Genomic DNA, 12,168 nt, shown 5'->3' on the forward strand with positions numbered 1-12,168 from the left:
TACCGGGGGAAACAAAAATGCGTGCTGCCTTTTTCACTGAATATCAGGGTCCTGTTGCCATTGAAAATGTGCCTGATCCCACCCCCGCCAATGACGGTGTGGTGATCGAGGTCGGCGCAACCGGCCTGTGCCGCAGTGACTGGCATGGCTGGATGGGTCATGATTCCGATGTCAAACTGCCCCATATACCGGGCCATGAATTTGCCGGAACCATCACCGCCACCGGCAAGGACATTACACGCTGGAAAATCGGCGACCGGGTGACGGTGCCCTTTGTGTCGGGATGCGGCCATTGCCGGGAATGCCATAGCGGCAATCATCAGGTCTGCGACCATCAGTTCCAGCCCGGCTTTACCCATTGGGGCAGCTATGCACAATATGTCGCCATTGGCTATGCCGATACCAATCTGGTCGCCCTGCCCGATGATATGGATTTTGTCACCGCCGCCAGCCTTGGCTGCCGCTTTGCCACCAGTTTTCGTGGTGTGATTGATCAAGGAAAGGTCAGTGCCGGGCAATGGGTCGCGGTGCATGGCTGTGGCGGGGTCGGTCTTTCGGCAATCATGATTGCTTATGCCGCCGGGGCCAATGTCATTGCCATTGATATCGATGACGAAAAACTGGCTTTTGCCCGCAACCTTGGCGCGGCTTTCGGATTGAACGCCCGCACCATTCCCGACATTCCCGACATTCCCGCCGCCATCCGCGATCTGTGTCAGGGTGGTGTGCATGTATCGGTTGATGCGCTCGGCAGTGCCCAGACCTGTTTTAATTCGGTCGCCTCCTTGCGTAAACGCGGCAAGCATATCCAGATCGGCCTGATGACTGGCGATCACGCCCATGCCCGCATCCCGATGGACCGGGTGGTCGCCCACGAACTGGAAGTCCTGGGCAGCCACGGCATGCAGGCCTTTCGGTATGACGCGATGATCGACATGATCAGTAGCGGTAAATTACAGCCACAAAAACTGATCGGGGATCGCATCACCCTGGCAGAAGGGGCTACAGCCCTTATGAATATGGACCATTTTGTCGGCACCGGCGTCACCGTTATCGACCGGTTTTAGAAAACCTTCCGAATCCCCACAAAACAGGGCCGCCGGTTGTCATGACCGGCGGCCTTTTTGCTGTTTGTCGCCTGCCCAATGTGATGCCCCCGCCCGTGAAACCCGCAATATCCCTACTGATCATAAGGAAATTGACGATAATCAATGCTGATTTATCCCAACAGGTTGAATATGCGTTTTAGAATTTTCCAAAAAATAAAACTGACGGGACCGGCAACGGCCCTAAAACAGTTACCAAAAAGAGGGAATGTCCATGAGTAACCCGGAAACGGCGGAAGACGTCCTGCGCAAAAAAACGGAATTGCGGTGCTTTGTTTTACTGGCCGTGGTTCTGGTCCCGGTTCTGGCCGTGGCCGCAGTCGGCGGACTTGGATTTTCAATCTGGATTTATCAGATGTTTGCCGGTCCTCCCGGCGCACCCCCTCTGTGATCAGGGGGTTGTGATGTCCAAAACCCCGGTTTCGCAAGATCGCCGTGATTTTTTAATGGCGCTGCGCGGGCAAACTGCACCAGTTATGGAACCTGCGGCCATTCGTCCGCCATGGGCGTATCATCTGTTTGATACCTGTACACGGTGCGGCGATTGCGCCCCGGCCTGTCCTGAAAACATCATCATTCATGATCCTGCCGGATTTCCCCAAATCGATTTTTCCAAGGGTGAATGCACCTTTTGCGGGGCCTGTGCCGATATCTGCCGCTCTGACGTTTTCGATCGAGCGCGCGACGCATGGAGCAACGTCATTGCCGTCAGCCCTGCCTGTTTTTCCGAACGGGGTATTTATTGCCGGTCCTGTGGCGACGGATGCCCCGAACGCGCCATCCGTATCATGCCGCAATTAGGGGGCCGTGCGCGGGTCATCATCATGGAAGATGCCTGTTCGGGTTGCGGTGCCTGCGTTTCGGCCTGTCCGGCCGATGCCATATCGATCACCCCGGCAGCGGAGGCCGCCCATGACTGAAGACCACGGTGTCATATCCAGCCTGATCGTCCAGACCCGCCCTGAAAATATGAAAACAGTTCAGGCCGGTATTATCGCCTTTGATCAAGCCGAAATTCACGCCACCGATCCCTGCGGCAAGATTGTCGTGGTGATCGAAGCCCGAAACGACGCCGCACTGGCCGATGAAATGCGCCGCATTGGCGACATCTCCGGCGTATTGGGCGTCAATATGGTCTTTCATCACAATGCGCTGCAATAACAATACCCACAGGACGACCAGTCCCCGGAGGATGTCCATGTTCAATACCAAAATTTCCCGTCGCGATGCTCTCAAAGCGCAGGCCGCCGCCGTGGCCATAGCTGCCGCCGGTCTTCCGGCATCGGCACTGTCGCAAAATCTGGTCACCAGGGCCGAAGAAACCGAACTGAAATGGTCCAAGGCCCCCTGCCGGTTCTGCGGCACCGGCTGCTCGGTGATGGTCGCCACCAAGGATAACCATATCGTCGCCACCCACGGCGATGTGCAGTCGCCGGTCAATCGCGGCCTGAACTGCGTAAAAGGCTATTTTCTGTCCAAGATCATGTATGGCCGAGACCGCCTGACCACACCGCTTTTGCGCAAGACCAATGGCGTTTACGACAAGAACGGCGAATTCACCCCGGTAACATGGGACGAGGCCTTTGACGTGATGGCCGAAAAATGGAAGGAAACCCTGCGCGCCAAGGGCCCGACAGCAGTCGGTATGTTCGGGTCCGGACAATGGACGGTGTTTGAAGGTTATGCCGCCTCAAAACTGATGAAGGCCGGTTTCCGATCCAACAATCTGGACCCCAATGCCCGCCATTGCATGGCGTCTGCCGTTGCCGGGTTCATGCGGACCTTTGGCATGGACGAACCGATGGGCTGCTATGACGATATGGAAGCCGCCGATGCCTTTGTATTGTGGGGATCGAACATGGCGGAAATGCACCCGATCCTGTGGACGCGGATCACCGACCGTCGCCTGTCGGCGCCACATGTCAAGGTCGCGGTGCTGTCAACCTATGAACATCGCTGTTTTGATCTGGCCGATATTCCGATGGTGTTTACGCCGCAAACCGATCTGGCAATTTTGAATTATATCGCCCATCACATTATTTCGACCGGCCGGGTCAACACCGGTTTCGTCAATGCCCATACGGTGTTCAAACTGGGCAATCCCGATATCGGTTATGGTTTGCGCCCCGATCATCCCCTCGAACAGGCCGCCGCCAATGCCGGTGATTCCAACGGCGCAAAGGACATGACGTTCGAGGAATATGCCACCTTTGTCAGCGACTATACCCTTGATAAGGTGCATGAAATTTCCGGTGTGCCAAAAAACCGGTTGGAGGCAATGGCCGAACTTTACGCCGATCCCGCCATCAAGGTCACATCCTTCTGGACCATGGGCTTCAACCAGCATACCCGCGGGGTCTGGGCCAACAATCTGGTTTATAACATCCATCTTCTGACCGGCAAGATTGCCGAACCGGGCAATTCGCCCTTTTCTCTGACCGGACAACCATCGGCCTGTGGCACCGCGCGCGAGGTCGGCACCTTTTCGCACCGCCTGCCCGCCGATATGGTCGTCACCAATCCGGATCACCGGGCGACCGCCGAAAAAATCTGGAAATTGCCGGATGGCACTATTCCTGACAAAGTTGGCTATCATGCGGTTCAGCAAAACCGCATGCTGAAAGACGGCAAACTCAATGCCTATTGGGTTCAGTGTAATAACAATATGCAGGCCGCCGCCAATATCAACGAGGAAGGCCTGCCCGGTTATCGCAACCCGGAAAACTTCATTGCGGTTTCCGATGCCTACCCGACCGTCACCTGCGAGGCCGCCGATCTGATCCTGCCGACCGCAATGTGGGTGGAAAAGGAAGGCTGTTACGGCAATGCCGAACGCCGCACCCATATGTGGCACCAACTGGTCAATGCGCCAGGTGATGCCAAATCGGATTTGTGGCAATTGATGGAATTTTCCAAACGTTTTGTCATGGAAGATGTCTGGCCCGAAGAATTGCTGGCCAAACAGCCCGATTATCGCGGCAAGTCTCTATATGACGTTTTGTACCGCAATGGTCAGGTCGATGCCTTTCCGGTTTCCGATATTGAGGCGGGGTATAACAATCAGGAATCCGAAGAATGCGGCTTTTATATCCAGAAGGGCCTGTTTGAAGAATATGCCAGCTTTGGCCGTGGTCATGCCCATGACCTTGCGCCATTTGATGCCTATCACGCCACACGCGGCCTGCGCTGGCCGGTAGTCGATGGCAAAGAAACCCGCTGGCGCTATCGCGAGGGATATGATCCCTATGTGACCGCCGGTGCCGGAGTTGAATTTTATGGCCACAAGGATGGCAAGGCGCGGATATTTGCCCTGCCGTTTGAACCTGCCGCCGAAAGCCCGGATGACGAATATCCGATGTGGTTATGTACCGGGCGCGTTCTGGAACACTGGCATTCCGGATCGATGACCCAGCGCGTTCCAGAACTGTATCGCGCCTTTCCCGATGCTGTTTGTTTCATTCACCCCGACGATGCCAGCGAGTTGGGCCTGCGTCGGGGGGATGAAGTGCGGGTGATTTCACGCCGGGGCGACATGCTGACCCGGGTTGAAACACGGGGCCGCAACCGCCCGCCCCGCGGTCTGGTGTTTGTGCCGTGGTTCGACGCCAGCCAGTTGATCAACAAGGTGACCCTGGACGCCACCGATCCGATTTCAAAACAGACAGATTTCAAAAAATGCGCCATCCGGCTGGAAAAGGTGTGAGGGAAGTCATGATGAAACCGATCAACAAATGGCTGATGATGGCCTGTGGCCTGATTGTCATCGGCATTGCCGGTGCGGCATGGGCCGCCGAACCGGTTGCCACCCTGCGCGGCGGTGTTGCCATTGACAGGGAAACAACCCCGCCCCGCATCACCCAGTTTGAAGACACCGATCAGAAACGCCCGCGCAATTACCCGGAACAGCCGCCGACGATCCCGCATGATATTGACGGGTATCGCGTCGATATCAATTCCAACAAATGCCTGTCCTGCCATGCACGGTCTCGCACGGGTGAAAGCGGCGCACCAATGGTTTCGATCACCCATTTCATGGACCGGGAAGGGCAGTTTCGCGCGGCAGTAAGCCCGCGCCGTTATTTCTGTCTGCAATGCCATGTCCCGCAACATCAGACCGACCCGTTGGTGATCAATGACTTTGTTGATGTCGACACCTTGTTGTTGAACGATGCCCGTCACGGCAAAGAATAAGGATGGTCGCCATGCGCAAGATTCTGCTTCGCTACTGGAAGGTTCTGTCCACGCCCAGCGTCCATTACAGTCTGGCCTTCCTGACGATTGGCGGTTTTATCGCCGGGGTGATTTTCTGGGGTGGGTTCAATACCGCGCTTGAGGTCACCAACACCGAAAAATTCTGCATTTCGTGCCATGAAATGAAGGACAATGTTTTCGTCGAACTGCAATCGACCATTCATTACAGCAACCGGTCAGGTGTCCGTGCCACCTGCCCGGATTGCCATGTGCCACATCAATGGACCGACAAGATTGCCCGTAAAATGCAGGCCTCGAAAGAAGTCTGGGGCAAGATTTTCGGCACCATCAGTACCCGTGAAAAGTTCGAGGAAAAACGTCTTGAACTGGCGATGCATGAATGGAATCGCCTGAAAGCCAACAATTCATTGGAATGCCGCAATTGTCATTCCGCGGAATCAATGGATATCACCCGGCAAAGTCCGCGGGCGGTGGACGCCCATCAGACATTCCTGTTTACCGGGGAAAAAACCTGTATTGATTGCCACAAGGGAATTGCCCATCATCTGCCCAATATGGCCGGTGCACCCGGATGGCAATGATCAGGTTGATCCGCAAATGAGTGATAACAATTTTGTCATGGCGTCCGTCCTGTTTGATACAGCAGGGCGGATTGATACCCTGCTGGGCGATACCGCCGCCCGTTTGCAACGGGATGGCTTGCAGGTGGCGGGTTATGTGCAGTTCAAACGCGCCTCTACCGGACAAAGGCCGCTGGTCTATGCTCGGCAACTGGCCACTGGTACAGAAACCGCGATCACGCGCAATAATGGCAAGCTGGCATCGGGCTGCAAACTGGATTCCGATGCCCTTGCCGCCCTGTCATCCGATCTGGAATACAGCCTGTCTGACCATCCCGATATCCTGATCATCGCCCGGTTTGGCCGCAGCGAAGCCGAAGGACGCGGCCTGCGCGATACCATTTCACAGGCCCTGATGGCCGGCATTCCGGTTCTGGTCGGGGTTCGGCAGGAATATAAGGATGTCTGGCAGGAATTTCAGGGTGGTATTGCGCAAATCCTGCCGCAAGACCCGACCGAGATCCTGCAATGGTGCCAACACGCCGTCGGCACCAAGGTTACCTGCTAATTTTATTGCGACAGGCAATCCGCATCCAGCGGGGTCAACAGGCTTTGACGGGCAAAATCCTTGAACCATGCGCCAAGGGCCTCATCATAGCGTATCCGTCCCGCTCTTTGCTGATCCGGATTTTGCGCATTGGGCAAAGCCGTTTTTTCCACAGCATCGCGCAACCAGCGTTCATGAATTTCGTCATCAACTTCGGGATGAAATTGCAGGCCCCAGATGCGGTTCCCCACCCGGTAAGCCTGATGGGGAAACACCGTTCCTCGCGCCAAAAGCTCCGCCCCCGGTGGTAAATCAAACCCTTCGCGGTGCCAGTGATAGACCACCAACTCATCGGGGAAATGATCGCGGCCTGCCCCGGTCGCATAAACCGGATAATACCCGATTTCGGTCTGGCCTGCGGGATGGGGCAGAACCGCCGCCCCCAAATGCCGCGCCATCAACTGTGCCCCAAGGCAAACACCCAGATACCGCACATCGCTTGCCACCACATGGGGCAACCATGCCATGATCCGCGCAATATTGGGCAAGTCATCATCATTGGCACTCATCGGGCCGCCAAACACGATGGCGGCATGATAACCTGACAGATCGCGGGGCAGTTCATCCCCCTCGCCGGGACGGCGGATGTCAAATTCAAATCCGTGCCGATGCAACACAGAACCGATCCGGCCCGGTTGCCCGGTGGCGGAATTGAACACCATGATGATGCGTTTGCAAACAGACGAATAATTCACAAGACGGCCTTTTTATTGCAATGCCGCAAGAGTGCCGTCCCAAGGACTTTCTGGCAAGACTGGATTTTGTCCAAACAAAAAGCCGCCGCAGTTTCCTGCGACGGCTCTGGTTATCTTCCCGCCAGGGTTGGCGTCCTAGACATTGAATTTAAAATGGAAAATATCGCCGTCCTTGACGATATAGGTCTTGCCTTCCTGCCGCAATTTTCCGGCATCTCGCGCCCCGGCTTCGCCGTTAAAGGCGATGAAATCGTCATAGGCGATGGTTTCGGCCTTGATAAAACCGCGTTCAAAATCGGTGTGGATCACCCCGGCGGCATTGGGTGCCGTCGCCCCGTTATACACGGTCCATGCACGGGCTTCTTTCGGACCGACCGTAAAGAAGGTCAGCAGGTTCAAAAGCTTATACCCTTCGCGGATCACGCGGGTCAGTCCAGTTTCCGACAGGCCAAGCCCTTCAAGGAATTCCTGTTTTTCTTCGGCATTATCCAGCAAGGCAACTTCGGCCTCAATTGCGGCTGAAATCACAACGGAGCGCGCCCCTTGTTTTTCAGCCATTTCGGCAACCTTTGCCGACAATTCATTGCCTTCGGCCGCATGATCTTCGTCAACATTACAGGCATACAGAACCGGCTTGCTGGTCAAAAGCTGCAACATGCGAAACGCCTTGGCTTCGTCTTCATTGTTGATGGCGACAATGCGGGCCGGCTTGCCTTCGCGCAGAACTTCAAGGGTGCGTTCCACCAGTTCCAGCGCCAGTTTGGCGTCCTTGTCATTGCCCTTGGCACGTTTTTGCAGGCCGACAACCCGTTTCTCAAGGCTGTCCATATCGGCCAGCATCAATTCGGTTTCGATGGTTTCGGCATCGCGCACCGGATCGACCGAGCCTTCGACATGGGTGATATCGTCATTTTCAAAACAGCGCAGCACATGCACAATCGCATCGGTTTCGCGGATATTGGCCAGAAATTGGTTACCCAGCCCTTCACCCTTGGACGCGCCACGCACCAGCCCGGCAATATCGACAAATTCAAGCTGGGTCGGAATAATCTGGGCCGATTTGGAAATCGCCACGATTTTATCGAGCCGATCATCAGGAACACTGACACGACCGGTATTCGGTTCGATGGTGCAAAACGGAAAATTGGCCGCCTCGGCGGCTGCCGTCTGCGTCAGGGCGTTAAACAGGGTCGATTTCCCGACATTGGGCAGACCGACAATACCACATTTGAATCCCATCTTTCCGGGCTCCGTCACTTGAATTCATAATCTGACACGGGATCAGGTATCTGCCTGCCCGAACTTAATGTTTCTTGCCGAACGCCTTTGCAAGGGCCTGCGCCATCGCGCTGGCGGCATTGCTGATCGGGGTATCGGGTTTGTCCGACACATCATATTTTTCACGCGGGGCCTCAACGGGCGCGTCCGCCTTTGCCTCTTTCGGCACCTTTGGCGTTCTGGGTTTGGGTGGGGTTACTTCATGCGCGACCTTGCTCATGAAACCACTGTCATCGTCCGCAAACAGGCGCGGCATTTCACGGGCCACCGCATCAAGTAACGTCATCAGCCAGCCATCCTGCTCGGATTTGGCAAAGTCGCCCAGCACATATCCATGCACCCGCGCCTTGTCGCCGGGATGACCAATGCCCAGACGGACACGGCGATATTCCTTGCCGCAATGGGCATCGATTGACCGCAATCCGTTATGCCCGCCATGACCACCGGCCCGTTTGACACGCAAGCGTCCGGGCGGCAAATCCAGTTCATCATGCAGGACAATCACGTCTTCGACCGGAATTTTATAGAATCGCAAGGCCTCGCCGACACTTTGCCCGGAATTGTTCATAAAGGTTTCGGGTTTGAGAACCAGAACCTTGTGCCCGGCAATCGTGCCTTCGGCCAGTTGTCCCTGAAATTTCTTGCGCCAGGGACCAAAGGAATGGCGGCGAACAATTTCGTCCGCCGCCATAAATCCGATATTATGGCGGTTACCGGCATATCCCGAACCCGGGTTCCCCAGTCCAACCACCAAAAACATCATAGACCCCGATCTGATTATTCGGTCTCGCCTTCTTCACCGTCCTCTGCGTTATCTTCAGAACGCAAGGAAGACGGTGCAGCAATGGTCGCAACGGTAAAGTCACGGTCGGTAATGGTCGGCTCAACACCCTTCGGCAACTTGGTCGCCGAAATGTGGATCGAGTCGCCCACTTCAAAGCCGGTCAGATCGAAAACCAGTTCTTCAGGGATCGCGTTCGGGGCGCAGTTCAGTTCAACATCGTGACGCACGATGTTCAGAACGCCACCGCGCTTCAGGCCTGGCGATTTTTCTTCATTGACGAAGCGAACCGGAACTTCGACCGTCAGTTTGTGGTCGTCTGCGAAACGCAGAAGATCGACATGCAGCGGCACATCGGTAACCTTGTCAAACTGAACGTCGCGCGGCAGAACTTCATAAGACTTGCTACCGACCTTAACAGTCAGAATGTGCGAGAAAAAACCCGGCTTGTGCAGCAATTTCACGAGCGGACGCGGGTCAATCTGGAACATAACAGGATCCTGTTTTGCACCATAGATGACACCAGGGACCATACCGGCACGACGCACGGCACGGGCGGCCCCCTTTCCGGCCCGTTCACGGATTTCCGCATTAAGTACGGCATTTGCCATCGGAAAAGCTCCTTGAACTAAGACAGTCATGTTTTCGCGGGATCGGTGATTGTCACCGCTGAAAGCCCATGAAAACAGGTTCGCTGGCCTCCAGGGGTGCCAGCGAACGTGGGCCTTATACGCTTAATCGAAAAGAACGGAAACAGATTTTTCTTCCGAAATGCGACGAATCGCCTCGGCCATCAGCGGGGCAATCGGCAATTGCCGGATTTTGGAACATGCCCGCACGGCATCCGATGCCTTGATCGAGTCCGTGGTCACGACTTCACTGATCGGTGAATTGGCAATTCGTTCCACCGCCGGGCCCGATAACACCCCATGACTGACATAGGCCGCAACAGAAGCCGCCCCGCGTTCTTTCAGCGCCGTGGCCGCATTGCACAGGGTGCCTGCCGAATCCACGATGTCATCAACCAGAATGCAAACGGCGTCATTCACATCGCCAATCACATGCATGACTTCGGAAACTCCGGCCTGCGCACGGCGTTTGTCGATAATCGCCAGTTCGGCATCAATGCGTTTCGCCACCGAACGCGCACGGGCCACACCGCCGACATCGGGGCTGACAACAACCAGTTTCTGGCCTTCAAACTTGTTACGGATGTCGCTGGTCAGAACCGGCGACGCAAACAGATTATCAAGCGGGATATCGAAAAAGCCCTGAATCTGACCGGCATGAAGATCCATGGTCAGAACGCGATCTGCGCCCGCTACCGTAATCAGGTTCGCAACCAACTTGGCCGAAATCGGGGTACGGGGACCCGATTTGCGATCCTGCCGGGCATAGCCGAAATAGGGCATGACTGCGGTAATACGGCGCGCCGAACCACGGCGCAGCGCATCAAGCATCACCAGCAGTTCCATCAAATTGTCGTTGGCCGGAAAAGAGGTGCTCTGAATGACAAAAACGTCCTCACCGCGGACGTTTTCCTGAATTTCACACCAGATTTCCTGATCCGAGAATCGCTTCACATCGGCTTTGGTCAATTGCAGATTAAGGTGATCTGCAATGGTTTCTGCCAAAGGGCGGTTGCTGTTACAGGCGAGGATTTTCATCGTGGGGGCCTCGGGTTACATGGGTGCCGGGAAAGCAAATGAATTCATGCAGCCCGCCATTGGACCGCGGCGGTTTTATAACCATCCGTTAACGGTCTGTAAATGGTACCATTGCCCAACGGCGACATGGCACAGTTGCACAATGCCGCCATCCTTTGCAAATCTTATGATTTCCGCCGATCTGCCCGCAATAACAGCCCCCGGTCACTGGCAATCTGGCGCAACGCCCCTTCAAGGGCATCAATCGCCGCCTGTGCCGCCAAAGACGCCACCGATCCCCATCTTTCATCCAGCCGCCCGTGGGGCACGGCATTATTCTGCACCATCTGTCCCAGTTCTGCCCCGCCATGATCCAGAATCATCCAGGTGATGCTGACCCGGTCCATCGCCTCGCCAGTTTTATTGTTGGCCGGTTTCACCTCAATACTGGCACTCAGCACAACGGTTTGTTCGTCAATCTCGTGGCCAATCTCGATCCCCTTGTTTTGCAGGAACGCCGATGCTGATCGCAACAGGGCCTCGTTGCCATCACCGGACGCACCAGCAAAATCAAACAGGGCAATTTTCATCGGCAAGGCCATTTTGACCGTTTGACGGTCCCCGCCGATCAAGGATGCCACTGCGTTGGCCGGTGCCGCGACCAGATCATCGAACGCCAGTTCGACCGGATCAGGTTTTTCACCTTTCAGGCGCTTTATTTCCGGCACAAGATGATCAGGGACTTGCAGATTGCCTTCCTCCGCCCCTTCGGGCGGTGGGGCAAACCATGCTTCCACAGCCAGATCTCCCGGACTTTGAATCGATTCAATCGCCAGCATATCCTTGTTATACAAAACCCAGGTCACATCCAGACTGGCACTTTCGGCCCCGGCAAGGCGGGCCTCAACCACCGGGCGCAAAATATAATCACCACCCACCTGACTGTCGCTAAACGCCGGAATGTCATGGCCACGCAGGGCGCGTGCCATCGCGCGTGCCAGATGCATTCCTGCCCCGTCGGGCAAATCCCCGGCCTGCTCGACCCGCACAGCAGCCGCATCGCGCAGCACCAGTAAATCCGGATTGTTTTCACGTCCGGCCCCTTCAAACGGGCGGGGAACCTGACCACATCCGGCCAGAACAATCAGGCATAAAACAGAAATCAAAAACCGTATTTTCATGCGATCACATCAACACGCAACCGACCATCGCGACGATAATCATAAATAAAAACAACATCATTAAATGGGGCATCTCAAATCTCCAAGGCGGCACTGGCCGCC

General features: G+C 55.6%; 14 protein-coding genes. 8 read left to right on the forward strand and 6 right to left on the reverse strand.

Translation table 11 applies throughout. The annotated features are described in order from the left end of the window. Window positions 1-17: 17 nt before the first annotated feature. The 8 genes from Q8O73_RS03635 (at window position 18) to Q8O73_RS03670 (ending at window position 6,446) form a co-directional block, all read left to right on the forward strand. Entirely contained in the window at window positions 18-1,067 is a 1,050-nt protein-coding gene (locus Q8O73_RS03635) for a zinc-dependent alcohol dehydrogenase family protein (RefSeq protein WP_305555114.1), read from the forward strand. Window positions 1,068-1,320: 253 nt separating this feature from the next. After that, complete coding sequence (gene napE, locus Q8O73_RS03640) at window positions 1,321-1,497, forward strand: periplasmic nitrate reductase, NapE protein (protein ID WP_305555117.1); 177 nt, start codon at window positions 1,321-1,323, stop codon at window positions 1,495-1,497. Between the two features lie 13 nt (window positions 1,498-1,510). Beyond that, entirely contained in the window at window positions 1,511-2,026 is a 516-nt protein-coding gene (napF, locus tag Q8O73_RS03645) for a ferredoxin-type protein NapF (protein ID WP_305555120.1), read from the forward strand. After that, window positions 2,019-2,267 carry a chaperone NapD gene (locus Q8O73_RS03650; RefSeq protein WP_305555123.1) on the forward strand — a complete coding sequence of 83 codons (249 nt, stop codon included), beginning with the start codon at window positions 2,019-2,021 and terminating at the stop codon, window positions 2,265-2,267. The genes napF and Q8O73_RS03650 overlap by 8 nt, the downstream gene beginning before the upstream one ends. Window positions 2,268-2,304: 37 nt before the next feature. Then, entirely contained in the window at window positions 2,305-4,809 is a 2,505-nt protein-coding gene (gene napA, locus Q8O73_RS03655) for a nitrate reductase catalytic subunit NapA (protein WP_305555126.1), read from the forward strand. 8 nt (window positions 4,810-4,817) lie between these two features. Then, on the forward strand, window positions 4,818-5,297 hold the full coding sequence (locus Q8O73_RS03660; RefSeq protein WP_371135036.1) for a nitrate reductase cytochrome c-type subunit: 480 nt from the start codon (window positions 4,818-4,820) through the stop codon (window positions 5,295-5,297). Between the two features lie 11 nt (window positions 5,298-5,308). Next, entirely contained in the window at window positions 5,309-5,899 is a 591-nt protein-coding gene (locus Q8O73_RS03665) for a NapC/NirT family cytochrome c (RefSeq protein ID WP_305555128.1), read from the forward strand. 16 nt (window positions 5,900-5,915) lie between these two features. After that, on the forward strand, window positions 5,916-6,446 hold the full coding sequence (locus Q8O73_RS03670; protein ID WP_305555130.1) for a DUF2478 domain-containing protein: 531 nt from the start codon (window positions 5,916-5,918) through the stop codon (window positions 6,444-6,446). Window positions 6,447-6,448: 2 nt separating this feature from the next. Here Q8O73_RS03670 and Q8O73_RS03675 read toward each other — a convergent pair whose 3' ends face one another. The 6 genes from Q8O73_RS03675 to Q8O73_RS03700 form a co-directional block, all read right to left on the reverse strand. Then, window positions 6,449-7,180, reverse strand: a complete 732-nt coding sequence (locus tag Q8O73_RS03675) for a GMP synthase (RefSeq protein WP_305555133.1) — start codon at window positions 7,178-7,180, stop codon at window positions 6,449-6,451. A gap of 135 nt (window positions 7,181-7,315) precedes the next feature. Continuing rightward, window positions 7,316-8,419, reverse strand: coding sequence for a redox-regulated ATPase YchF (gene ychF, locus Q8O73_RS03680; protein WP_305555137.1), 1,104 nt, complete (start codon window positions 8,417-8,419; stop codon window positions 7,316-7,318). Between the two features lie 64 nt (window positions 8,420-8,483). Beyond that, window positions 8,484-9,218: an aminoacyl-tRNA hydrolase gene (pth, locus tag Q8O73_RS03685; RefSeq protein WP_305555641.1), complete on the reverse strand. Its 735-nt coding sequence runs from the start codon at window positions 9,216-9,218 to the stop codon at window positions 8,484-8,486. Window positions 9,219-9,235: 17 nt separating this feature from the next. Continuing rightward, entirely contained in the window at window positions 9,236-9,850 is a 615-nt protein-coding gene (locus tag Q8O73_RS03690) for a 50S ribosomal protein L25/general stress protein Ctc (protein ID WP_305555140.1), read from the reverse strand. Window positions 9,851-9,973: 123 nt separating this feature from the next. Then, window positions 9,974-10,906 carry a ribose-phosphate pyrophosphokinase gene (locus Q8O73_RS03695; protein WP_305555143.1) on the reverse strand — a complete coding sequence of 311 codons (933 nt, stop codon included), beginning with the start codon at window positions 10,904-10,906 and terminating at the stop codon, window positions 9,974-9,976. Window positions 10,907-11,070: 164 nt separating this feature from the next. Next, a complete protein-coding gene (locus tag Q8O73_RS03700) occupies window positions 11,071-12,066 on the reverse strand; it encodes a hypothetical protein (protein WP_305555146.1) in 996 nt (331 codons plus the stop codon). Window positions 12,067-12,168: the final 102 nt, after the last annotated feature.

The sequence above is a fragment of the Thalassospira sp. genome (assembly GCF_030690045.1).
Classification (GTDB): Bacteria; Pseudomonadota; Alphaproteobacteria; order Rhodospirillales; family Thalassospiraceae; genus Thalassospira.